The 24113-nt window shown below is 63.6% G+C and carries 21 protein-coding genes; 13 read left to right on the forward strand and 8 right to left on the reverse strand.

The features are described from left to right. Positions 1-2: 2 nt before the first annotated feature. The 3 genes from VNW74_RS11805 to VNW74_RS11815 are packed head-to-tail and all read right to left on the reverse strand — an operon-like array spanning position 3 to position 2620. The gene (locus VNW74_RS11805; RefSeq protein WP_325676953.1) at positions 3-518 is read right to left on the reverse strand and encodes a hypothetical protein; all 516 of its coding nucleotides are present in this window, start codon (positions 516-518) and stop codon (positions 3-5) included. A 19-nt stretch (positions 519-537) separates the two neighbouring features. Then, positions 538-1050: an FAS1-like dehydratase domain-containing protein gene (locus VNW74_RS11810; RefSeq protein ID WP_325676955.1), complete on the reverse strand. Its 513-nt coding sequence runs from the start codon at positions 1048-1050 to the stop codon at positions 538-540. 37 nt (positions 1051-1087) lie between these two features. Then, complete coding sequence (locus VNW74_RS11815) at positions 1088-2620, reverse strand: aldehyde dehydrogenase family protein (protein WP_325676957.1); 1533 nt, start codon at positions 2618-2620, stop codon at positions 1088-1090. Between the two features lie 220 nt (positions 2621-2840). Here VNW74_RS11815 and VNW74_RS11820 point away from each other — a divergent pair, with 220 nt between their 5' ends. The 3 genes from VNW74_RS11820 to VNW74_RS11830 all read left to right on the forward strand — a co-directional run bounded on the left by VNW74_RS11820 (position 2841) and on the right by VNW74_RS11830 (position 6306). Beyond that, positions 2841-4109 carry an acyl-CoA dehydrogenase family protein gene (locus VNW74_RS11820; RefSeq protein WP_325676959.1) on the forward strand — a complete coding sequence of 423 codons (1269 nt, stop codon included), beginning with the start codon at positions 2841-2843 and terminating at the stop codon, positions 4107-4109. 41 nt (positions 4110-4150) lie between these two features. Further along, positions 4151-5509, forward strand: coding sequence for an MmgE/PrpD family protein (locus VNW74_RS11825; RefSeq protein WP_325676961.1), 1359 nt, complete (start codon positions 4151-4153; stop codon positions 5507-5509). Positions 5510-5601: 92 nt separating this feature from the next. Further along, positions 5602-6306, forward strand: a complete 705-nt coding sequence (locus VNW74_RS11830) for a TetR/AcrR family transcriptional regulator (protein WP_325676963.1) — start codon at positions 5602-5604, stop codon at positions 6304-6306. A 4-nt stretch (positions 6307-6310) separates the two neighbouring features. Here the strand turns inward: VNW74_RS11830 and VNW74_RS11835 are convergent, their stop codons facing one another. Beyond that, positions 6311-7489, reverse strand: a complete 1179-nt coding sequence (locus tag VNW74_RS11835; RefSeq protein ID WP_325676965.1) for a PucR family transcriptional regulator — start codon at positions 7487-7489, stop codon at positions 6311-6313. Positions 7490-7631: 142 nt separating this feature from the next. Beyond that, positions 7632-8591 (reverse strand): LysR family transcriptional regulator, encoded by a 960-nt coding sequence (locus tag VNW74_RS11840; RefSeq protein ID WP_325676967.1) that lies wholly within the window; start codon positions 8589-8591, stop codon positions 7632-7634. Positions 8592-8695: 104 nt separating this feature from the next. Between VNW74_RS11840 and VNW74_RS11845 the strand changes: the two genes are divergently transcribed. From VNW74_RS11845 to VNW74_RS11865, 5 genes are all read left to right on the forward strand, one after another. Next, positions 8696-9901, forward strand: coding sequence for a CaiB/BaiF CoA-transferase family protein (locus VNW74_RS11845; protein WP_325676993.1), 1206 nt, complete (start codon positions 8696-8698; stop codon positions 9899-9901). A gap of 41 nt (positions 9902-9942) precedes the next feature. Then, positions 9943-11097 (forward strand): acyl-CoA dehydrogenase family protein, encoded by a 1155-nt coding sequence (locus VNW74_RS11850; protein ID WP_325676969.1) that lies wholly within the window; start codon positions 9943-9945, stop codon positions 11095-11097. Positions 11098-11537: 440 nt separating this feature from the next. Beyond that, positions 11538-12473, forward strand: coding sequence for an SDR family NAD(P)-dependent oxidoreductase (locus VNW74_RS11855; protein WP_325676971.1), 936 nt, complete (start codon positions 11538-11540; stop codon positions 12471-12473). Between the two features lie 21 nt (positions 12474-12494). Next, entirely contained in the window at positions 12495-13778 is a 1284-nt protein-coding gene (locus VNW74_RS11860) for a cytochrome P450 (RefSeq protein ID WP_325676973.1), read from the forward strand. Positions 13779-13955: 177 nt separating this feature from the next. Continuing rightward, a complete protein-coding gene (locus tag VNW74_RS11865) occupies positions 13956-14891 on the forward strand; it encodes an alpha/beta hydrolase (protein ID WP_325676975.1) in 936 nt (311 codons plus the stop codon). A gap of 79 nt (positions 14892-14970) precedes the next feature. Here the strand turns inward: VNW74_RS11865 and VNW74_RS11870 are convergent, their stop codons facing one another. Beyond that, the gene (locus VNW74_RS11870) at positions 14971-16260 is read right to left on the reverse strand and encodes an amidohydrolase family protein (protein WP_325676977.1); all 1290 of its coding nucleotides are present in this window, start codon (positions 16258-16260) and stop codon (positions 14971-14973) included. 166 nt (positions 16261-16426) lie between these two features. Then, positions 16427-17194: an SDR family oxidoreductase gene (locus tag VNW74_RS11875; protein ID WP_325676979.1), complete on the reverse strand. Its 768-nt coding sequence runs from the start codon at positions 17192-17194 to the stop codon at positions 16427-16429. Between the two features lie 509 nt (positions 17195-17703). Between VNW74_RS11875 and VNW74_RS11880 the strand changes: the two genes are divergently transcribed. From VNW74_RS11880 to VNW74_RS11890, 3 genes are all read left to right on the forward strand, one after another. Further along, positions 17704-18516, forward strand: coding sequence for an SDR family NAD(P)-dependent oxidoreductase (locus VNW74_RS11880; protein WP_325676981.1), 813 nt, complete (start codon positions 17704-17706; stop codon positions 18514-18516). 275 nt (positions 18517-18791) lie between these two features. Further along, positions 18792-19856 carry an LLM class flavin-dependent oxidoreductase gene (locus tag VNW74_RS11885; protein WP_325676983.1) on the forward strand — a complete coding sequence of 355 codons (1065 nt, stop codon included), beginning with the start codon at positions 18792-18794 and terminating at the stop codon, positions 19854-19856. A gap of 48 nt (positions 19857-19904) precedes the next feature. Next, complete coding sequence (locus VNW74_RS11890) at positions 19905-20735, forward strand: mycofactocin-coupled SDR family oxidoreductase (RefSeq protein ID WP_325676985.1); 831 nt, start codon at positions 19905-19907, stop codon at positions 20733-20735. A gap of 73 nt (positions 20736-20808) precedes the next feature. Here VNW74_RS11890 and VNW74_RS11895 read toward each other — a convergent pair whose 3' ends face one another. Continuing rightward, complete coding sequence (locus VNW74_RS11895; RefSeq protein ID WP_325676987.1) at positions 20809-21747, reverse strand: AraC family transcriptional regulator; 939 nt, start codon at positions 21745-21747, stop codon at positions 20809-20811. Between the two features lie 306 nt (positions 21748-22053). On the opposite strand from VNW74_RS11895, the gene VNW74_RS11900 reads away from it, so the two are divergent. Together VNW74_RS11900 and VNW74_RS11905 are read left to right on the forward strand one after the other, a co-directional pair. Further along, the gene (locus VNW74_RS11900) at positions 22054-23274 is read left to right on the forward strand and encodes a PucR family transcriptional regulator (RefSeq protein ID WP_325676989.1); all 1221 of its coding nucleotides are present in this window, start codon (positions 22054-22056) and stop codon (positions 23272-23274) included. 335 nt (positions 23275-23609) lie between these two features. Then, on the forward strand, positions 23610-24098 hold the full coding sequence (locus VNW74_RS11905) for a nuclear transport factor 2 family protein (RefSeq protein WP_325676991.1): 489 nt from the start codon (positions 23610-23612) through the stop codon (positions 24096-24098). The last annotated feature ends 15 nt before the right edge of the window (positions 24099-24113 follow it).

Here is a 24113-nt window from a genome sequence, read left to right on the forward strand (position 1 = left end):
GCCTATCCGGTCGCGGACGATTGCCTGGTGAGCCCTTTGAGCAGGGCGACCTTGTCGACGGGAATGGCCGGTCCGCCCCGACGTGGGACAACGACTCGTGCGCTGCCCGGGGTGGATTCGGTTCCCTCCTGGTTGATGATGCCGGTGTCTAGTGCAACGACGCCGTATTCACCGAAGCCCTGCACGTCACGCACGCGTCCCCAGGCGGTCAGCGTCTCGCCGACCAGATTCATGCCGCGGAATTGGAAATCCACGGTCCACACCCATCCCGACGTGCCGACCCAGCGCCGGAGCACCTGCACTACGAAGTGCTGTTTCCAGGAGCCGTTCACCAGTAATCCGGGCAAGCCTTCGTGTGATAACGCGTAGGGCCGGTCGTAGTGAATCCGGTGCCAGTTCTCGGTGGCCGCCGACCACCGCATCACATGCGGTGGGAGCAAAGGGCCACGGGTGAGCCGGTCCAGTTCCTGGCCGACCTCAATGGTCTCCAGGACAGGACACTGTGATGTGGTTGGCATGTAACCTCCGAGCCGCTTGCTAGCGCCTGATCAGGGAGTTGGTGACGCGACACAACAGTCGACCCGTGCGTGTGGTGTACGTCGTGCGGATCGCGACGATCACCATGGGGCCGCTGCGGCCTTCGCGCTCGGTGATGTCGACGTATTCGCTTTGCGCCTCAACGATGTCGCCGAGTTCTGCCTGGCTGAAGAACTCCGCGGAGACACCGCCGTTGAGGATGCGGGTTAGGGGCAGGTCGATCGGCGGCAAACCGGTCTCCCCGGCGCCGTAGGTGCCGTCAAGGTCGGGATCGTCGGCCAGCGCGTCGAGGGGATCCGGCTCGTCCGCCAGGCGGACGAAAGCGTGCAGCGGCCACAACGGAGGAGCCAACTCGCTTCGGCAATGGGGTTGTTCACTCGGCGGTGAAGGAATGTCGGGTTCCATGGCGGCATGGTTGAACCGGCGCAGCCGGTCGTGGCAGAGCGGATCGACCGCAGAGCGCAGCGGGCCTTTGTGGCCGATGAGGTTGCGGATCTCTGGTGTGATGTACAACGGACTCCTTTAATCGCGATCGGTGCCGGGCGCAGTTTCAACTCGGTTTACGACCAAAGTTCTGGGGATTACCCAGATCCCGCCACACGGATTTGATTTCGCAATACGGGGCAAGTGCATCGGCGCCGAGTTCTCTGCCGATTCCGCTTTTTTTGAATCCCCCAAACGGCATGGCCAGGTGCAGCACCCGGTAGGTGTTGACCCAGACGGTGCCCGCGCGCACCCGACGAATCACCCGATCGGCCGCGGCCTGGTTCTGTGTCCAAACTCCAGCCGCGAGGCCAAATTCCGTGTCATTGGCCTTGGCGATCGCGTCGTCTTCATCGTCACATCGTGACACCACGACGACGGGACCGAAGATCTCCTCACGCGCAACGCGTGCGTCGGTGTCGACGTCGGCGAAGACGGTCGGCTCAACAAAGTAGCCGCGGTCAAGCTCGGTCGAGCCCGACGCCCGGCGACCCCCGGCGGCGATGGCGGCGCCTTCGCGCCGGCCGAGTTCCAGGTAGTCGAGCACCGTCTGCAGGTGGCGGCGGTTGGACAGCGGCCCTACGTCGACGGTCGGGTCGAGCGGATCCCCGAGGATCAGCAACGACGTGGCTGCGGCCAGCCGCGCCACGAATTCGTCGTAGATCGGCGCCTCCGCCAGAACCCGCGAACCCGCCAGGCATGTTTGACCGCTCGCGGCGAAGATGCCCGACATCACTCCGTGTACGGCGCTGTCCAGGTCGGCGTCGCGCAATACGATCTGCGGCGACTTGCCGCCAAGCTCGAGGGTGAGGCGTTTGAGCCCGTCGGCCGCGGCGCGCGCCACCTCCTGCCCGGTGCGGGTGGAGCCGGTGAAAGCGATCTTGTCCACACCGGGATGGTTGATAAGGGTTTGCGCCGTGGGACACCCGAAGCCGGTAACGACATTGACCACCCCTGCCGGGAGTCCGGCCTCCAGACATAGCTGCGCCATGCGCAGCGTCGAGGTCGGCGTTACCTCGGAAGGTTTGATGACCAGCGTGCAGCCGGCCGCCAGTGCCGGCAGAAGCTTCCAGCCCAGCAAGGTCAGCGGTGAGTTCCACGGGGTGACGGCGGCGACCACCCCGACCGGCGCCCGCCTCACCGAGGTGTTCATCTTTGGCATACCGGTTTGCACGACGAGATCCTCGTCGGCCTCTGCAAGGTCGGCGATGTAGCGCGCCTGCATCGCCAATCCCGCAACACCCGTTGACATCTCGCCGATAAGCTTGCCGTTTTCGTGGATCTGCGACAGGGTAAGGTCGCCTGCGTCCCGATCGATGAGCTCGGCCAGTCGGCGTAACAAAGCAGCCCGGTCGGCTGGTGTGGTGCGAGACCACTCCCCGTCATCAAATGCCCGTCGCGCAGCTGCCACCGCGGCGTCGACGTGGCGTGGTTGGCCGGCATAAACACGGCCCCATGCCGCGTCTTCGTAGGGGTCGATGCATTGGAAAACATCGCCGTCGTCGCCGAATACGGGTTGTCCATCGATGAGCATGGGGTAATCACGATCCATCGCCGCGGGAAATCGCGTCGGTGGGTCGTCCAATTGCGGCTCGGCCACGAGTACCTCGGCTCTCTGGTCCGTAACGGCGGGACCTGTCACGCGTACGCCAAGCGGCGGCGCAGGTCCGACCATTCAAAAGTCAACCATTTGGTTGACCTGCTGTCAACGTACTTCGCCGCGCCCCGGTCTCTTGGCAGATGTCAACCATTCGGTTAACATCGCAGGACGTGCGCCGCTTTCGCGCGCCGCGCAAACAAACCGAATCGTGGTGAGGCAAATGTCTTTCGCAGTTGAGCAGCAGCCCAAGGTGAACTACACGCTTCCCGAGTCGCTGTTCACTCTCCCACCCGAGCTCGTCGAGCTGAAACAGCTTGCCCGCGACATCGTCAACCGGGAGTGCATACCGCTTGAATCCAAATTTCTTGCGAACAACCCGGCCTGGCCCCGGGGCGGGGGTAAGGGCGGCATCAGCGTCGAAACCCTGGTTGACGGAACGCTCGAGCAGAAGGACTGGGATCGGCTGGCGGCGGTCGCCGAGTCCAGCGGGTTGGCGACGGCGACGCTGCCCGAGGAGTACGGGGGCTTGGGGATGGGGGTTCTCGGCGAATTTGTGCTGGCCGAGGAGCTCAATCGCAGCATTGTGCCGCTGCCCGTGGTCAGTGTGGTCAACGTGCTGTACTTCTGCAACGACGAGCAAAAGGAACGCTACCTGTTACCGCAGATGCGCGGCGAGAAGTCGGCCTGTTACGCGCAGACCGAGCCGGGCGCCGGTTCTGATCCGGCGGGGATGAGCACACGGGCCGTGCGTGAGGGCGATTCCTGGGTGATCAACGGCGCCAAGACGTTTATCTCGGGTGCGGCCACCGCCGACTTCCACCTTGTTCTGGCAGTGACCGATCCGGCCAAGCGTGTGCGCGGGGGGATCACGATGTTCATTGTCGACTCCGACACTCCGGGCATCACCGTTCAGCCGCTGCACACCTGGCAATCGCAGCGCGCCCACCAGTTCTCGGTGTTTTACGACGACGTGCGCGTCGCGTCGAATGCGGTGCTCGGCGAGGTTGGCGGAGGCTTCGCGCTCGGCCAGCATTTCTTGGCGATCCAGGATCGGCTGACCAGAGGGTCGCTGGCAACCGGATTCCTTAGCCGCGGCTTGGAGATGGCGGTCGAACATGTGCAGAGCCGATCAACCTTCGGCCAGCCGCTTAGCGAGCGGCAGGCCATTCAGTGGATGCTTGTCGACGTTTTGATGGATCTGAAGAGCATCCGCGCGATCTCCTACGAATGCGCAGCCCGCGCCGACCGGGGGGAGGAGGTCCGCGCATACGCGGCGATGGCCAAGCTCGCCGGCGCCAACTGGGGCCACCGCTCGCTGGACAAGATCATGCAGATCTTCGGCGGAATCGGTGAGTCAATGGAGTTCCCAATTGCGCACTGGTACCACCAAATTCGGCATGGCCGCATCGGCGGGGGTACCGACGAAATTCAACGTATCCTGATCCAGCGGGCGATTTTCAAACAGGGCCCTGAGCTGTGGCTGGCCTAATACCGGCAGCGGCGCGCGAAAATGCCCCGGTACTGAATGCAGTGCGGGACCGTGTGGTCGATGAGGCATCGGCAAGCAATCTCGCCGATACCCCTGCGCCTGTCAAAGAGTATTTCCGCCTGGCTTTGCTGGATTGGATTGGCGTGACCGTGGCCGGAGCGGCGGAGCCGTCATCGGCGTTGCTGCAACAGTTTGTCGCCGATGAAGGCAGCACCCCCGTTAGCCACGCGTTAGGCACCGAACTTGTGGTGTCGGCCCGGCAGGCCGCACTCGTCAACGGCGCCGCCGGGCACGCGTTGGATTTCGACGATATGGGATTGGGCGGAACGCACCCTTCTGCGGCGATATTGCCCGCCGTGTTCGCGCTCGCCGAAAAGCACCATTTCGGTGGTGCACGGTTCGCCGAGGCGGCGCTGACCGGCTATCAAGCGCTGGCCTGGATCAGCTACGCATGCGGATGGAGTGGCTACCGGCGTGGATTCCACAGCACCGGCACCGTGGGGACCTTCGGTGCGGCTCTCGGCTGCGCGAAACTGCTTGGCCTGGACAGAAAGGGCTGTATCACCGCGGTGGGACTGGCCGCGACCCAGGCCGCTGGGCTCAAGGTGAGCTTCGGGACCATGGCCAAACACCTCAACGCCGGAAAGGCCGCGGCTAACGGCCTGCTGGCGGCCGAGCTTTCCGCCGCCGGCTTTTCCGCGGCCCCCGACGCGCTTGAGGGGAGCCAGGGGTTCGTAGAAACGCACAGCGCCATCGACGATTTCGCCCCTGATCGCCCCAACCGCATGCTCGACGGGCATCATGCCGTCACGCAATTGTTGTTCAAAGTCCATGCCGCTTGCGGAGGCACGCATTCTACGATCGATTCGATTAGCCAGGCGGTTGCCGACTTGCCAAGCGACCTCGCCGCGATCGAACGCGTCGACGTGACGGTGGCGCCCGATCTCCTGACCATGTGCGGCATCGAGGAGCCTCAAACCGGTCTCGAAGGAAAGTTCAGCTTGCGGCACGCCGCCGCCCTCGCGCTGCGCCGGGTCAGTACCGGTCCCAGTGGCTTCACCGATGCGGCGGTCAACGATGGCGCGAACCGGCGTGCCCGCGCATTGGTGCACATCGTCGGCTCGCCTCGGCTGGCCGTCGACGGGCCGGCTGAGGTCGTGGTGCGGCTGCGCGACGGTGCGCAACGCTCGGCAAGCGTGAACCCCTACCGTCCGATTCCGCAGGCCCGGCTGCGTGCCGGATATCAAATGTTGGTCGACAAGTTCAACCAGCTGGTGACCCCGGTGCTGGGTGCCGGCCGCACAGCCGAGTTGGTGCATGTGATCTCGACCCTTGAGGATCTTGACGACGTGTCAGCGTTGGCAGGGCTGACGCAACCCGGCGAGTTGCGGCGGCGGTAGCCCAATAACCGCCCGCTGCCCGGGGTCGATCGAAACCGGGCCGCGGGTTGGCGCTTACCGTCGAACAGAAAGGTTGAAGGTACTCTCCCGGTATGGCCACCCGTTCCGCGCAGACAGCTACGCGCCAGCCCCGCCGGGCCGGCACGCCCGCGAAGGCCGTGCAGACAGCGACGCGCCAGCCTCGCCGGGCTGCGGCAGTAGCCGACTCCGGGACCTCGACGAACGGACACCGCAAGCAGGCCATCGTGGACGCCGCGATCCGGGAGTTCTCCACTAAGGGCTTCTCGGGTGCTCGGATCAATACGATCGCGCGTAAGGCCAAGGTCAACAAACAGCTGATCTATTACTACTTCGATAGCAAAGTAGGCCTGTACGAAGCTGTGCTGGACCAGCTGATCCGGCGCTGGGACGAGCGGATGGGAGCCGGCGACCCCCACCCGTCGGTGAGCGTCGCCGTCAAAGCGCAGACCGACCGCCTGCTCGGTCAAGGCGGCGCGGAATGGATCCGGTTTTGGCTCTGGGAGGCGTTGCAGACGACGTCTCACGGCCGCGACGTCGACAGGGCACGAGTGTGGGCCCGCTGGGTAACCGTGTTCAAGTATGCCCAGAAAAACGGTGAGATCAGCAAGGACTACGACCCGAAAATGGTTGCACTGGCGCTGAACTCGATCATCGTGACGCCCTACCTGACACCGCTTGTCGCCGAGCTGATCACCGGAATGGACCCCAACAGCGAGGCTTTCAAGAAGAAGCAAGCCAGCATGGTGCAGAAGCTGGTCACAGCCCTAGCGCCATAGCCTGTTACAGCTCTGGTACCAGATCCTCGAACACGACATCGGTGCCGGTCTCCAGCGCGCGTCGGTACTGCAGGGCCCACCACACTTCAGCGACCGTCTCCGTGTCGGCTAAATCCGCACCGCTGATTTCCCGGTAGCGTTCCAGCCGATGGCGCAACGAATTGACATGCATGTTAAGAATCTGCGCGGTGTGCTGGAAGCGGCGCTGACACTGCAGGAACGTCTCGACCGTGTGCAGCAGATCGCCGGCCATCGGGGTGCTTGCCTCTACCAGGCTGACGTATTTGGCCATCAACTCTTGGCTGGTCGCAGGCATCGCGAGGATCGCGGACCGCAAGCCCAGGTCGGCGCTGCTGATCACCCCATGCAGCTCAAACCGGCGGGCGGTGTCAAGGATCTGGCTGGCCTGGACGTATCCCTGATGAATTCCAGACAGTGTCACCGGCTCGGAGACCGCGATGAGGTGATTCTCCCCCGCCAACGGCTGGCAGCGGTCCTGCGACAGTCCCGCGAAGTCATGGTCGATTCGAGTGACCAGTGGCGCCAACGGCCAGCCCAGCGCTTGGGCTTCTGCGTGGCGCAGCAGCCGCTGGGTGGGCAGACCGGCCACCCGAACCCGAAACACTCGAACCGTCACGTCGGGTGAGAGTCCGAGCTGCGCCGATGCCAACTCCAGGTCGGAGGTCTTCAAATCGCCACAGAAAGCCCGTTTGAGATAGAGGGCGCGAGTCCGGCGGTGCGGCTGACCGTGCGGCGATGCGTGCCCGTGCGCGGCTGCGAGCAGGTCGCTGTAATGATCGGTCAGCTCCCAGATTTTGCGTAAGCCTGTCGCAGCCATGTCAGCCGGAAGCTCAAATCGAGTGACCTCTTCGATGAAGGCGTCCCGGATTACGGCCATGGCCAGACGGTAGGCGCTCACCACCTCTTCTGGCCCCAGGTCGGGAACGATGTGCATAACGGTCGAGGCCACGGAGTCATGCTCTGGGTCGTCTAGCGCGTCTCCGCAAATAGACAGCACCGCCCGACTCACGTTGCGCCGGGCCGACTGTCGAAGGTCCAGCTCTCGCAGCTCGGCATAGTGTGGGTGGGCCTTGAGTGCGTCGAGTTGGCGTTCGATGAGGGTGTCGGTCGAGGCTTGAAGCGATCGAACAACCCGCGCCATCCCGGTATCGACGGCAGCCACTTTCCTTACCTCATCCCTGGATTCGCCGTTGGACCGCGAACATCAAGTTTAACCATTTGGTTGAAATTGTCCAGACTGAAGTGACCGGGCGCCCACGCTGGTGACGCAGCGCACGGCGAGTCTGCAGGTGGGCGGCGGGATCTCAGCTCTGCCGTATCGTGCGCGCCGATCGTTTGGTGGATCTGGCGCGCATCGATTCCTCGTCGACGGCTGCCAAGGCAACGACACGGCGAACGAGTTCCTGGGTGGCGATCTCCACGGCAACCGGCACTCGGGTGCCACGCGAGCGCGCAAGAACAATCGACCGGAGCAGCTCTGGATCGCTGAGCGGTGCTCCGGTCAGCACCCCGTCGGCTATCTCCCGTGCGACGCCGATGTGTGGCAGCACTGTCCAGCCCATTCCCGCAGCGACGAGTTGTTTCTGCACCCGCATCGTGTTGGCCTCCGCGCGTACCGTCAGTTCAACGTTGGCGGTCACGCCGGCCGAGTCGATAAGCGTGCGCAGGCCATGGGGCGGTGCGGGCATGATCAGATGGTGCTGCGCCAACTCGGCAAAAGGCACCGGTCGCTTGGGATCTGGCCAGACGTCCGGCGGAGCTACCGCCCACAAGTGCTCGTCGAGCATGTGCCGCACATGGAGCGACGTCGAGGTGGTCACGTCATAGAGCGTCGCGACGTCCGCTATGCCGGCGTCCAACCATTCCTGTAGGTGTCCCGAGTAACCCGTTAGCAGCCGCAACCGGATGCCGGGATACTCGCGCGCCATCGTGCTGACCAGCGGTTGAGCGATCGCGTCGGTCAGGCTATCCAGCAGACCGATGGTGACCATTCCCGTGACGGACTTACCTTCAGGAACAAGTTCGGCGCGCGCACGCTCAAGCTCCGTGAGCGCTCGTCGCGCCCGGTCGACCAGGATCGCACCGGCCTCGGTGAGCCGCATGCCCGCCGGGCTGCGGTCGAATAACGCAACCCCGAACTCTTTTTCGAGACTTCGGATTTGGCGTGTTACTGCTGGTTGCACTAGCTGTAGTAGTTGAGCGGCGCGGGTGACGCTGCCGGTATCGGCGACCAGCACAACCGCGTGGAGTTGCCGCAGATCCATCGCGCACCCCCTCATGTCAGCGGTGTATGGGTGACATTACAAATCATTATTTTACCGTTTGTGCCATCATCAGCGATGATGGCACCGTGAGCACGCGACCTACCATTTCGGCAGCACCGGATCCGCGGCACAAAACGTCACCGCTTCATGGAGTCACCGTCGTGAGTCTCGAACAGGCGGTCGCCGCGCCCTATGCGACGCGCCAACTCGCCGATCTGGGGGCTCGCGTCATCAAGGTCGAACGACCCGACGGCGGCGACTTCGCCCGCAGCTATGACGAGGCGGTGCATGGCAATTCGAGCTATTTCGTCTGGCTTAACCGAGCCAAAGAATCGTTGACGCTTGATGTGAAATCCGATGAGGGCAAAGAGATTCTTTCTGCGTTGCTCGAGCGCGCCGATGTCCTTGTGCAGAATCTCGGCCCGGGAGCAGCTGGGCGGCTCGGGGTAGACGCCGCTGCCCTTGCTCGCAGCCATCCCCACCTGATCAGCTGCACCTTGTCGGGTTGGGGAACCGATGGCCCGTGGGCGATGCGCAAGGCATATGACCTGTTGGTGCAATGCGAAAGTGGGCTTGTCTCGTTGACCGGCACACCAGCGCATATGGCGAAGGTCGGTATTTCGATCGCCGATATCGCCGCGGGCATGTACGCCTTCTCGGGCATCCTGACCGCCTTGCTGCGGCGCGCGACCACCGGCGAGGTGTCGGCAGTGCAGGTGTCGCTGTTCGAGGCGCTGGCGGAGTGGATGGGAGCGCCCGCCTACTACCAGCGCTACGGCGGCCGGCAGCCGTCACGAGCCGGCGCCGCGCATGCAACGATCGCTCCTTACGGCCCCTACGACACCGCCGACGGCGCGATTCTGCTTGCGGTGCAAAACGACCGAGAATGGCGGGCGCTATGCCGGATCGTCCTGGGCGACGAATCGATCGCCACCGAAAAACGATTTGCCTCCAACTCGGCGCGCGTCACACATCGCGACGCACTTGACACGTTGATTACCGGCAGGTTGGCTCGTCTGACCACGACGGCAGCGGTACAACTGCTCGGGCGGGCGGGGGTCGCCACTGCCCGCATCAACGACGTCGCAGGCTTCCTCGCGCATCCGGTATTGGTCGGACGAGACCGATGGCGCACCGTTGCGGTTCCCGGCGGGACCATCGACGCCCTGCGTCCGCCCACCGACATTGACGGCGTGCAACCGATCATGGGCGCGGTGCCCTCGCTGGGCGAACACACCGAGTCCATCCTGCGCGAACTCGACCGCCCGGATACCGCAATCGCCGGCCTTCGGGCCAAACGACTTATCTGACCCCGGCTATTCCGCCAGGCGCTACGTGAGGAGAACGGGCCATGACTGGGCTAAGCACCGAGGAACTCGCCATCATCGACACGGTCCGCCAATTCGTCGACCGTCAGGTCCGCCCCGTCGCCCGAGAGCTCGAGCACGCCAACGCATATCCGGGCCACCTCATCGACCAGATGAAGGAGCTGGGGATCTTCGGGCTCGCGATCCCAGAGCCGTGGGGTGAGGCACCGGTGTCGATGCCCTGCTACGCGCTGCTCACCGCTGAACTGGCCCGAGGCTGGATGAGCCTGGCCGGGGCGATGGGTGGCCACACGGTAGTCGCCAAACTGCTCACGGCGTTCGGGACTGCAGAACAACGTGACCGCTATCTGCCACCGATGGCAACGGGGGAGCTGCGCGCGACAATGGCCTTGACGGAGCCCGGCGGGGGATCCGATCTGCAAGCGATGACGACCGTCGCACGCCCCCATGGCGACGGCTATCTTGTCAACGGCGCAAAGACGTGGATCAGCAACGCACGTCGTTCGGGGTTGATTGCCTTGCTGTGTAAAACCGATCCGGCGGCACGCCCCGCGCATACGGGCATCTCAATCCTGCTGATCGAACCGGGACCTGGTTTCACCGTCTCCAAAGACCTGCCCAAGCTCGGCTACAAGGGGGTTGAATCCTGCGAACTGATCTTCGAGGACATGCCCGTGCCCGCTGATGCGGTACTTGGCGGTGCCGAGGGCCAGGGCTTCACGCAGATGATGAAGGGCCTGGAAACCGGTCGCATCCAAGTCGCCGCGCGGGCGCTTGGCGTCGGTTGGGCCGCGCTTGAGGATGCCTTGCGCTACGCCCAGGAGCGGGAAAGCTTCGGCAAGCCGATTTGGCGTCACCAGTTCATCGGCGGCTATCTGGCCGATATGGCCACTAAACTGACTGCGGCACAACAGCTTATTCTTTACGCCGCAGGCCGATGTGAGACCGGGGAGCGCTGCGACATGGAAGCCGGCATGGCCAAGCTCTTCGCCAGCGAGGTTGCCATGGAAGCTGCGCTCAACGCGGTCCGAATTCACGGTGGCTATGGCTACTCCACCGAGTTCGATGTTGAACGTTACTTGCGCGATGCGCCGCTGATGATCGTCGGCGAGGGCACCAACGAGATCCAACGCAACGTCATTGCTGCCCAACTCGTCCAACGCGGTGGCTTGCGCTGAACGCAACTTGCGTCGAATCCACCGCCTCGCCGTTGTAGGGGTTGCGCAACTCAGCGCTCATCACCGGCGGGTGTGCTGGGCCGTGTCACTGCTAGACCCCGCCGATCCTCCACGAGCAGAGGAGGATTCGGTGCTAGGCGAGGCGTCGACCGCGGTAGAAGCGAGGCTGATTCGATACATTTCAACCAAAGGGTTGACTGATGACAGTCGGTCGGGCTACCGTCGTATCAGCCGGCACAGGCACCCGTTTGTGCCAACGACCGGTTCAGGTTGGACGGCGGGCCGCCGCGGCAGCGTACGGCTAGCCGGTGACGGCGAGGGAGGTTTCGCATGCACGATCGCCGACGGCCGGTCGACACGCGTGCCGGGGTCCTTCGAACCGACCTGAGAACACTTCTCGCTGTACGAGTCCACCAATTCGATCATGAAAGGCCCATGGGATGAGTAGCCCGATCGTCACCGCGTTTGACAAAGAATCCACCGCCGCGGAGGTGATCTCCGGTGTGAATCTCGACGGCAAGCGCGTAGTCATCACCGGTGCGTCGTCGGGAATCGGCGTCGAAACCGTTCGGGCGCTGGCTTCCGCGAACGCGGAGGTCACCCTGGCCGTCCGCAACCCTGTGGCGGGTCGTGAGGTGGCTCGAAAGCTCACCGAATCGACCGGCAACGGCAAGATCCTCGTCGAGGAATTGGAGCTGACATCGCCAGCGTCGGTGACTGCCTTTGCTGATCGGTGGGAAGGCCCCATACACGTCTTGATCAACAACGCGGGAATCATGGCCGCTCCGCTCAGTCGCACCGCCGAGGGCTGGGAAATACAACTTGCCACCAACCACATCGGACACTTCCTGCTGTCCACGCGGCTTCGGTCGGCACTCGCGGAAGCGAAGGGAGCGAGGGTCATCACCTTGACCTCGCCTGCCCACATTGCCAACCCCGTGAACTTCGACGACTTGCAGTGGGACGACCGGGAGTACGCGACTTGGGCCGCCTACGGCGAGGCCAAGTCGGCGAACGTGCTCTTCGCCGTGCACGCCGACCGGCTTTGGTCCGACGACGGCATCCGGGTCAACGCCCTGAGCCCCGGTAGCATCTGGACGGGCTTGCAGCGGTTCCTTGGCACCGAAGACCTCGAACGGCTGAAGGCGGCGGAGGCCTCCGGTGCGGCAGTATTCAAATCGCCCGAACAAGGCGCCGCCACTTCGGTTCTCGTGGCCAGCTCACCGCAGCTCGAAGGGGTCGGCGGGCGTTACTTCGAGGACTGCCAGGAGGCTGGACTCAACCAACCCGGTACCCGCAGCGGAGTCGCCGCGCACGCGATCGATCCCGAGTCGGCCGAACGGCTGTGGAAGGTGACCTCGGAGCTGATCGGGTAGTGACCGATGTGCGGTAGCCCCGTGGCCGCCGATCGGGAGGCCGCGGGGTGCACGACCGCGCAACGTCATCGCGATTGGATACCGCGATATGAGGAGCCGTCGTTGAATGGGGTCGAGGAGCTATCGCAGATAGATCTGTATGGGCCGGACGTGATTGCCGACCCCTACCCGACCTATCATCTGCTACGCGAAGCGGGCCCCGTCGTCACTGTCGGTGGGATCAAGCAAGTCACCACCTTTCAGCTGGGCGACCGTGTCCTGAAAGACAACACATTTGGTCGCGGCACCTACCATCAACTCGTCAAGAAGGCGATCGGTGAGGGTCCACTTTACGAGTCGCTGCGACGGTGGATCCTTTACTTGGATCCGCCGGACCATACTCGACTGCGCGGACTGGTGATGCGGGCGTTTACCCCGAGAGCCGTCGCGCGTCTGCGTGACCAGATCGCCACGATTGTCGATGCGCTGGTGGGCGACCTGATATCCGCGGTGACCGCGGATTTCCTGAGTTGCTTCGCGTATCTTCTTCCGGTTCATGTCATCTGCGAACTGCTCGGCGTGCCGCGCGAGGACCGGGACGAATTCAAGACCTGGTCGACCGACCTTGGTCGGGGCCTGGTTATCTCGGCGATGTCGCCGGAAGTCGTCACGCGCGGCAATGAGGCGGCCACGCGCCTCAATGAGTACGTCTGCGCGCTTATCGCCGACCGTCGGCACAGTCCTCAAGGCGGCTTCCTCGACGATCTCATCGCCGCCGAGGACGAGTCCGGCAAGCTGTCCAACGATGAGCTGATCGCGACGGTAGTGCTGCTGTTCTTTGCCGGTCACGAGACCACCGTGAACTTGTTGGGAAACGGAACCCTGGCGTTGTTGCGCGAGCCGACCCAGTGGAAAGCGCTGTGCGCCGACGTGTCACTGGCGCGCTCGGCGGTTGAAGAGATGCTTCGCATCGACACACCGGTGCAGCGGGCTAGCCGAATCGCACTGGCAGAAACAACACTGGCCGGGCAGGTCGTCAAGGAAGGAGAGATGATCAACATCCTCATCGGCGGCGCCAACCGTGATCCGGCCCGCTTCACCAATCCGGACCAGTTCATTGTGGACAGGGCCGATGGCCCCCATTTAGCGTTTTCTGCCGGAGCGCACTACTGCGCTGGGGCGTCGTTGGCTCGCCTTGAAGCACAGATCGCGATGGCTGCCCTGTCGACGCGGGTGCCTGGACTGCGGCTGGCCACTGACGAGCCGGTGTTCCGCCCAAACGCCATTTTGCGGGGCTTGCAGGCCCTGCCGGTGAGCATTCGGTAACCGGGCGCACGCCCGGTCTGCAGCTGCGACAATGCACCACCACCGCGACGGCCTTGGCAATCCTCGGACATGCTGCGCAGTCACGAGAGCGGCTGTGTCTAGCCAAGACTGGTCTCAATCCGACCCGCCTGCTCGGCCGTTGCGCAGGCACACAGATATCGCGATGAACCGATAAGGATGAACCGGCAAGACATCAATGTGCCGCTGTCGGTCCGCGGGCACAGCCTGGAGATCACCGGTACGCTGAGTTGGACAAACCAGTTGCACGCGCGCACCGTCCAGGTGCTGGTGCCTGGCTACACCTACGGCCGCCATTACTGGGACTTCCCGCACCGACCTGACAAGTATTCCTATGTTCGCTCAGCCGTGGAAGCCGGGTATGCCACCCTCGCCCTGGACCGCATCGGCACCGGCGCGAGCAGTCATCCGCCGGCGGCGGACCTCACGTTGGACCTCCACGTGGCCGCACTGGCGGCGGTGGTGACGGCGCTGCGTCACGGTAGCGTGGCTGACACATTGTCTAATCGCATTGTTACCGTGGGCCATTCGCTGGGTTCGGCCATCGTTGCAGCGCACGCAGTGTCAGCCGCGCGAGACAGTTCGGTCGAGCCGGTTGATGGGTCGATCCTGACGGGATTCAGCCATCTTCCGTTGCCGGGGACTCCGCTGTTCTTCATGATGGCGACGTGGCCCGTGCGAACCGCTCGCGGTGGTGAGCGCCTTCCTGCCGGCTACCGGACCACGATTCCCGGAACGAGGCGCGCTCTTTACGCGCCAGGCCCTGCGGAGCGTGCCGTCCTCGTCGCCGATGAGCGGCTGAAGGAGACAACGGCCAACGTGCGTGAGGTAGTGGGACGTTCGCTGCCCTTGGTGTACCGCACGCGTGTGCTGGGGGGGCCGCTGCTGATCATCACCGGGTCGCGAGACACTGTGGTGTGCGGTCGACCCGCATGGATGCGGCTGGAGAGACGGTTCTTTGCCCCCCGCGCCGATGTCAGCATTGTCAGCGCCCGCGGGTTCGGTCACTGTCTTAACACCTCTCCGCGCGCGATCCGGGTGTTCTCGTCGATGATCGAGTGGTGTCACAGTCGCGTGGGCGTCGGTATTTTGTGAATTGCCTTAACGTAACTTTCGGTTCGGTGGGTGGCCTCGACGGTACTGCCCTTTGAGTTCAGCACTCAGCGATGGCGCATTACAGGATCAGGGCACTCAGCGGCTTGTGGACATCGCCGCGGGGGAAGAGATCGTCGGTGGGCGGGGTGAGGACCGTTTCCAATTCGGGACCCACGCGATCGGCGACTTCGCGGAGCTTGGCCGCGTCGAGGCCCCAGAGATCGATTGCCGTGCCGCCAAGCATCATCCGCGCTTCCTCAACGGGAACCTGTTCTGCACCTAGGGTTGCCCGCAGGTACTCGGTGGTCCCGGCCGCGGCCAGAGTCCCTTCATGATGGGGGTAGTCCATGCCGAGCATCATCTTATCGAGCCCAATGGTGTGCCGGATCGAGATCTCTGCCCGGGAGAATGTCGACGAGCCCAAGAAGCACTGTCGTGCAAAGTATTCCGACGGTTTCAGTTTAAGAAGCTCGCGGTGGTCTTGGCGCAGGTAGCTGCCGTTGTAGCTGTAGTCCATAGCCGACAACGCAGCGGGTATCCAGCCTGAACCCAGTTCGGTGAAGGCCGCGCGCACCCCTGGGTGCTTCTCCAGCACGCCTCCCCAAATCAGATGCGTCAGCGTCTGCTGGGAAAAGAAGGTATTGATCGGCGCGTTTACTGCAATGGCCGAAGCGGGGTGGGGCGCGCTGGAAACTGAGGGGAGGACCTTCAAGGTGGTAGACAGCAAGATATGCGAATTCACAACCAGCTCCAGGTCTTCGATGACATCCCAGATCGGTTCGAAGCGCGGGTGGAAGAGTGGCTCCTCGCCGCTGAACGCGGGAAGCAGAACACCCCGCAGGCCGGCCTCCTTCGCCCATCTGATCTCGTCGATCGCGTAATCAACGTCATCCCAGTCCACCGTCGCGAGCGCGGCGAAACGCTCAGGAGCCGGGGAGATGAAGTCGACCAACCAGCGGTTGTGAGCCCAGGTTCCCGCCTTGACCTGCTCGGGTGTCCGGCGAGGCAGTCCAGCGTTCTCGGGCAGCAACAGTTGCGAGGGCGGGAGCAGTTCGAACGGAAGCCCGAAGTCGGGGAAGAGCACCTCACCCGAGATGCCTTCGGCCTCGAGTTCGGCGATCCTGCGCTGCGAGTTGTGATTTCCGTCCAGCCGCTCGAACACTTCGTCCATCCACTGCGCGACGATCTCCGGATCGCATCGAGCAGATAGCGACGACTGGTCAAAGGTGCGCCGCCCTTGGCCCCGTTCGTCGTAGAGCTTGAGGAAGTCGTCAAACTCCTCGCGTAGGTCGGGGGGCAGATAGGGCCGGTAATCGCGCATCAACGCCATAGCGTGTCCGTCGGACGATACGATGAGTGCCTTTTCCATCGGTAACTATCTCCATTCCTAATCGACGGGACATTTGGGGCCAGAACTCAAGCCGGTTGAACCGCAGAGCAGGCGGCGCCACGGCAGCTGCGCGGCGAACCTCCGCCGCCTCGCGAGGTCGAATCAGTCGGCGGACGTCGGTGTGAAGCTTGAGGCGCATCGGATGTCACCAGGCCGTGTATCCACCGTCGACGGGAATCGCCAGGCCCGTCATGAAGCTCGCCTGATCTGACAACAGGAATGCGATGAGGTGAGCGACTTCGTCAGGGGTGCCGTAGCGGTTCATCAGCTGTCGATCGAAGTGCCTGCTTTCGTACTCCGCCGCGTCTTCTACCGAAAGCCCTGCGGTGGCAGACCGTGACATCGGGGTGTCGATGGATGCCGGGCACACCGCATTAACCCTGATATGCCACTCGTTGAGATCCATCGCCAGCGATCGGGTCAATCCGATCACCGCCGCTTTGGAGGCGTTGTACGCGGGCATCCGCGGTGTCGCACGCAGCCCGGCCACCGATGAAACGTTCACTACGGATGCCCCCGTTGCCTCGCGCAGCAGGGGGGCCAGTGCTTGAACCACTGAGAAAACCGCGGTCACGTTCACCGCCATCACCCGGTTCCACTCGGCACGGCTGGTCTCCTCGAGGCTGGTCCTGCTGATGACGCCGGCACTGTTCACCAGACCCGTCAATTGCCAACCTGTCGCCGTGACACGCTCGGCGAGCGTGCCGCAGAAGTCTTCGTCGGTGACGTCGCCAACAATGCTGTGGACGGCGTCGGGATCGTTGGGAAGCGAGCGTGTCACGCGCGCCAGACCGTCGGAAGATTGATCCACCAGTATCAAGCGCCGGCCACCGGTGCCGATGGCTTGCGCAGTCGCCGCGCCAAGCCCGCCTGCCGCGCCGGTCACCAAGGCGCACGACAATGTCGGGCTCATCGAGGCATCACTGTCCTCCATTCACGTGTGCGCCAACTCGGACGAGAGGCCGTGAGCGAGTGGGTATCACGAGTGACCACCGGCCACCCACACTCGGCGAATGGCGAAACAAAATGAGTGTAAGCCCGCGTTCGATTTTTAGTCAACCTTTTGGTTGACTGCTTTCCGCTGTGGTCGGGCGCCGCCTTGCCGCCGCCGAATTCCCGAGCCTGGTCGGCAATGCCGGATGTTGACAGACTGATTAACCAAATGGTTGACTGCCGCGGCAGCGTCGGGCAAGAAAGCAGCCGATACCCACCGGCGGAGCGTGGGTGGGGCGCCGGCCGGACGACGCTGATGGGCACTAACTGGTTGTGCCCGGGGCTGTTTGGTGGAGTGAGGACCTTGATGATCAAGCCCAGACCACGCGAAACACACGCTTGCGGCGACTTGCCTGAGCCGGCGGTCGCAACCAGTGATGCTCAGGGTGGCACAGGCCGGGGCGCCGCGCACGGGTTGGCGCGAGTGAAATGGGCGCGCTAACGGGGCCGGGTCGCAGCCTCGCGGGAACAGCGGCTGTCGTCACGGGTGGTGCGGGGCTGATCGGCGCCAGCATCGCCAATCTGCTTGCACGACAAGGCGCTCAAATCGTCATCGTCGATACTGACCAGACCCGCGCGCAACAAGTGACTGCCCGCATCGTCGCCGACGGCGGCGACGCCGTGTCGCTGCAGGCCGATATCGGTGATGAAGCCGATGTCACCGACGCTTTTGCTGCCATTGACGACCTCGGCGCTCCGCTGCACGTGCTCGTGAACTGTGCCGCCCCGATAGCACTCGCACTTCAGGAGACTCCGGCTGCCGAGATCACCGTGTCGACCTGGGACGAAATGATTCGCATAGCCCTTCGGGGAACGATGCTTTGCTGCCGCTCGGCGCTGCAGCGCATGGTCGATAATCGCGGTGGCGCAATCGTGAACATTTCGTCGGTGCACGCTCACGCCGGTGACCTGGCGCTGGTTGCCTATCCGGTTGCCAAGGCCGGCATTGTCGCGCTTAGCCGCTCGATTGCCACCCAATACGGACGCGCCGGGATCAGATGCAATGTGGTCAGTCCTGGCACCATCCCCCCTGAGGGTATGACTGAACACGACATTGAACGGCGAGTACGACACCAGGCGATCGGTCGGGCGGGGGTGCCCGACGATATTGCCCAAGCGGTCGCTTACCTGGCCACGGATGCTTCGTCGTTTGTCACTGGACAGGAGTTGATCGTCGACGGCGGTGTCTTGTGCCATCTGCCGTCGTTTGCCACCGGCGGACACGTGCAACCCGCCCGTTGAACGGGTCTCACGATCCGTGCCCAGATGCAGCGCAGGTCCGGTCCATTCCTCGACGATGCTCGCACGCCGACACCGCCCTGTCATGCGCGCCGAGCCGGCCTGGGTGAGGTTGAGCGCTCAGCCGGCTGAAGTTGTTGCTTCGTCCAACCCCGTGTGGCAAACCGTTGCGCATCTGACCATCGCCACAGACTTTTTCGTCGGCTTAACTGTCCGAAGTACAGCAGGGTCACCTGATCCGCGGCCTGCCCAACCCGGCCTAACGCGAAGGAGCACAGATGAAGACAGGCGTTCAGGTCTTCTTCCAATCAATTCCCGGAATGACCGACTTCGAGGTACTCGAGCAGGAACTGGCGATCGCCCTGCGCGCTGAGGAACTCGGCTTCGACTATGTGCTCAGCCCAGAGCACCACTTCGTCAACTACTCGATTGCGCCCGACCCGTTACAGTTCCTAACCTATGTCGCTGGGCGGACGAGCCGTATCGGCCTCGTGACCGGTGCGGTCATCCTTCCCTGGAACGATCCGGTCCGAGTGGCAGAGAAGGCATCTCTTCTCGACTTCCTGTCCGATGGCCGGCTCGTTCTGGGCTTCGGACGTGGTCTCGCACGTGTCGAGTACGAAACGTTCGGCATCGACATGGGCGAAGCTCGCGGACGCTTTGACGAAGCTGCGCCAATGATCGTTGAGGCGCTGAGGACCGGCTACATGTCGGGCCCGGGACCGTTCTATCCGCACGAGAAGACGCCGATCCGTCCATATCCGGCAAGGTCATTCGATGGGCGCATCATCTCGGTCGCGCGATCCGACGAGTCGGCCGCCGCCGCCGCCGATATCGGCGCCAGCCTGGTCTTCATCGTGCAGAAGCCCATCGAGGAGCACATGCCGATGGTCAATATCTACCGCGATCGGTATCGCGAGGTTCATGACAGCGAACCCCCGCTCCCTTGGCTGATCGACTTCACCTATGTTCACGAAGATGAAGGCGAGGCCGAGCGCGTGGCCCACGAGTACATGCAGCGTTATTACGTTTCGGTGCTGCAGCATTACGAGTACGGCGGGGCTCACCTCGCGGAGACAAAAGGCTATGAGAGCTATGCCGAAGGCGCCAAGCTCATCCAGGAGCTTGGCCTCGAGGAGAGCGCCCGAAGGTTCGTGGCGGTGAACAATTACGGGACACCCGATCAGGTCGTCGAGCGGGTACGCCAACGACGCGCGGTAATCGGAGACTACGTGGCGCTGTTCGGACCCTCGTTTGGAGGCCTGGAGTACGAAAAGGTATTCGACAGCTGCACTTTGCTTGGTGAGAAGGTCCTGCCCGCGATTGCATCCATGTCCGACTGATGTCCGTGCCAGGCGCGAAACCACGCGACCGATAGGAGCGCTCAGATCATGGGAGTCCTCGAGGGCAAAGTCGCCTTCATCAGCGGCGGTGCACGGGGCCAGGGTCGCTCGCACGCGATCAAGATGGCCGGCGAAGGCGCTGACATCATCACCTTCGACATCTGCGAGTCGTTTGACACCGTGGCCAACCCCGGTCCAACCGAAGAAGACCTCGCTCAAACCGTCAAAGAGGTCGAGGCCCTTGGTCGGCGAATCGTCGCGCAGAGGGCCGATGCGCGCGACCAGGCCGCCGTGCAGGCCGTCTTCGACCAGGGGGTCAGCGAATTGGGCCGATGCGACATCGTTTTGGCCAACGCCGGCATCATGCCGATCGTTGGCGCGCCGGCGCGCAAGCGTCAGGCGTGGCATGACTGCATTGACATCATGATCACTGGTGCGCTCCACACTTGTGAGGCAGCGATTCCGACCCTGTTGACTCAAGGCGACGGCGGCTCGATCGTCATCACCAGCTCGCTCGCCGGAGTTAAAGGCCCGATGCGTACGCTGGGCTTGAAATCCGATGGGTTCCTCGGGTATGTGGTGGCCAAGCATGGCGTGGTGGGGTTGATGCGGTGTTACGCCAATGCGCTTGGCGCCTATAAGATCCGCTGCAACACGGTGCACCCAACCGGGGTCAGCACTCCGATGACCGCCAATGAGCAGCTCTTTGAGTTTATGGAAACCAACCCCGAACTGGGTGAGGCGATGCGCAACATCTTACCGACGAATCTGATTGAACCTGAAGATGTCTCCAACATGATCGTCTACCTGTGCTCGGATGCGGCCCGCTACATCACCGGCGCCACCATCAACGTGGACGCAGGCGCGTCCGCTTACTAGCTGGCCTCCTTCGGACGGAGGCTGCACGGAGCACAGTGCACCTCCGCGAGACCGCTGGTATCACCCGTCGGCGTTAGTTGCCCTCGTCGGGGTTGGCACGCCGGTAGCCTCCGGGAGCGATACCTATTGATCGTTTGAATGCCTTGCCGAAGGCAAACGGTGAGCCGTAACCAACCCGCGCCGCCACCGATTCGATGGGCAAGTCGGTTTCGCGTAACAGTCGCGCCGCGACCGTCATCCGCCAGCGGGTCAGATAGGTCAGCGGCGCCTCGCCGACCAGGCTGCGGAACCGACGGGCAAGCACCGTCCTGGACACTCCACCCGCCGCGGCGAGTTGGGCCACCGTCCATTGCGTGCCGGGGGATTGCTGGATGTTTTCTAGCGCGGTCCGCACCGCGTTGTCGCGCAGCGCACCCGCCCAGCCTTGCGCGCCCCGCGCGGCCTCACGGGCATACCACGATCGGAGGGTGTAAATGATCAGCAGATCCAGGAGGGCCGGGGCGGCGGGACCAAGGGTCGGGCCTTCGTGCTGGACCTCGGCGCCGAGAAGATCCACCACGGAGCGCAGCGGGTCACCGATGGTTGCCCGTGCTGGCAGATGAATGAACCTGGGCAGCTGGGCGATCAACGGATGCGGCCGGGCCCGCTCGAGTGCGTACGATCCGCCCAGCAGCACGGCGCCCGGACGCTGACCAGGTAGGGGAGTCGGGATCGGCCACTGCTGTTTGGGTGCGGTTGGGTCCACGTCATGTAGTGGGGTGTCGGGATTGTTGGCGACGGCGTAGCCGTCGGCCGTGCGGATAAAGACCACGTCGCCGACACCGAGCCGCACCGGCGGCGAAACGGTGGGCGGCACAATCCATGCCGCCCCCTCCAGGAGAACGTGAAGCCCCGCGCCCTGATCACCGCGGAATCTCAAACCCCACGAACCGTATAAGTCGATTCGCCGGGCGATCGGCCGCCCGGTCCGGACTGCTGTCACGACTTCTCCCACGACGTCCACGCCAGTCACCTGCTCCCAAACCGCAATCTGCCCGAGCGTACGCGCCGCGTCCCGCCTTGGGACGATCAGACATCAATCGAGGCGTGACGATTATTCTGAGTACCGCATCGTGGTCGTATGGTGGCAATAGATATCGCCGGGAACCGGCCCGCCGATGCAAATCGGTGCGCACCTGCGCCGGCACGGGCGGTCCGGGTCTGGTCGACGCGGAGGGAGAAATCATCGACGCATGGCATTGGTCTGCGGAGACGCCGTCTTCCTTGACTCCGCAGACGTTCGACTTCGTCGCGATGGCTGAGATTTGGGGGTGAAACCATGAACCAGCCGTTCGCCCGAGCATTGCCGTCGACGACGCGGACGGCAAAGTCGCAACGCGCTGCCGGTGTCGTGGCGGCGCTCACCGAGCGAGCCGACGAGTTGGTGGATGACCTGGTGAAGGTCACGATGGAGGCCCCCAAGCAGTCCGAATCGGCCTGGGTGCCGCCCCCGATCAGCGCGCACAGGGCGTGCGTGGCCACTGTGCGGTCAAGCATTGCGGCGGCGGCGGCCCCCGCCATGTTTGACCCGGAGCCCGCGATCCAGCTCGGAGCCGAGCAGGCCCGGCAACGGATGGCGGTGTCAACGGTGATCGAGGGCGATCGCATTGGGTTCCGTCGGCTGTGGCAGGTGTTGGCCGCCGAGGCGACCCGCCATCCCGACGTCGACGCTCGCACCGTGAATCAGATGACGGCGAATCTGCATGCGGCCGAGGATCTGTACGCTACGGCGAAGTTCACCGGTTACCGCGACCAGCAGCGCAGGCAGGTCCTCGAGGAGATGTCTGAGCACTCGGTGATGATCGACTCGCTGCTGCACGGCCAAGTCCACGACGCCTGGACTCTGTGGGAGATTGCGAACTATCTTCGGCTGCCCGCTGAGGGCACGTTCGTGGTCATTGCGGCCGAAGTCCGCGATGTGGGCGATCAGGCCCTGCCCGAAATCGAGTCGAAGTTGCGCAGTCTGGATGTGGCCTCGGCCTGGCGGCTGCTGCCCGATCTCCAGGTGGGCATCGCCCACATCGCCTCCGAGCACCATCTCGACAGGGTCATCGCGTTGTTGACCCGGATGGCCGTGCACCAGGTGGGTGTCAGTGCCCGTTTCGAAGACCTGCGCGACACCCCCTTGGGGCTGCATTTTGCGAAGGTGTCATTGGGCGGCCCGGCCAAGTCCGCCGCAAAGGTGGAGGTGTTCGACGGCTCGATGCTGGCCACCGCCGCCGTCAGCGCCCCTGGTGTCATGGTGAAATCGGCTGCTGCGGCCTTAGACGGTTTTGCTGGCCTGCCCGGCCAGGAGCTCGAGATACTCTTCGAAACGTTTCGGGTGTGGCTGGATAGCGACACATCGGTAAGCGCGTGCGCCGACGTCTTATTCGTTCACCCCAACACGGTGCGCAAACGGTTGCGCCGTATCGAACAACACACCGGCCGATGCCTGTCGCGCCCGCGAGATGTCATCGAACTCGGCTTGGCATTCGAAGTACATAGCCGACTCATGTAGTGACGTCGTCACTGCGTGGCCGGTTGCCGGGTTTTGAGGTATCGGCGTATTCGTCTGCGCCCGTGAGGAACCCGTCGCGGTCAGCAGCAGGTCGACGAGCATCATTACCGCTTTTCGATCTGGGCGGATTGGCGAAATGCACCCCGATTTCCAGGTGCCGCCCGTGCGTGACGTGTTGCTCAACCGGCGCTGTATCGGAGTGTCTTTTATGCACGATGTCAGCGGTTACACCCGATACGAGCGCACAGTGTCGGCCAGGACATCGCCGGCAACCGATGTGATTGCGACGATCGGAGCGTTGGTAAAAGTTTCGACAGGAGAGCCAGGGCGCAGCGATGATATCTGCCGATTCCCGACGCGGGGACCACTCCGATCTATCGCTGGCGCAGCTAGCCGACCGGCTGGCAATCCGCGAGTTGGTCGACGCCTATGCGTACTGCGCCGACCGACGGGACGCCACCGGTCAGATGGCGCTGTTCACCGAGGACACTGACTTTCAGGTGTTTATGGACACCCACTCTCCGTCGCCGACCCAACACCTTGAGGGGCGCGCGGCGTTGGCTCCAGTGTTCGACGAACTCAACACCTACATCGTCACCATGCATTTCAACGGTCAAAGCACCACGGTGCTTGACGGTGATCACGCTTCGGGAGTGACGTACTGCCTGGCGCATCACGTCAAGGTGGACGGATCCGCGCGCAGCCTGATGATCGCCGCGATCCGCTATCTGGACTCGTTCGTCAAACAGAACGGCGCGTGGTTTTTCAGCCAGCGCAAACTCATGGTCGTTTGGACCGAGACCCGTTCCTTGGTCGCCGGGTAAGTCCGGCCTGCAGAT

The organism is Mycobacterium sp., assembly GCF_035570115.1.
In the GTDB taxonomy this organism is placed as follows: domain Bacteria; phylum Actinomycetota; class Actinomycetes; order Mycobacteriales; family Mycobacteriaceae; genus Mycobacterium.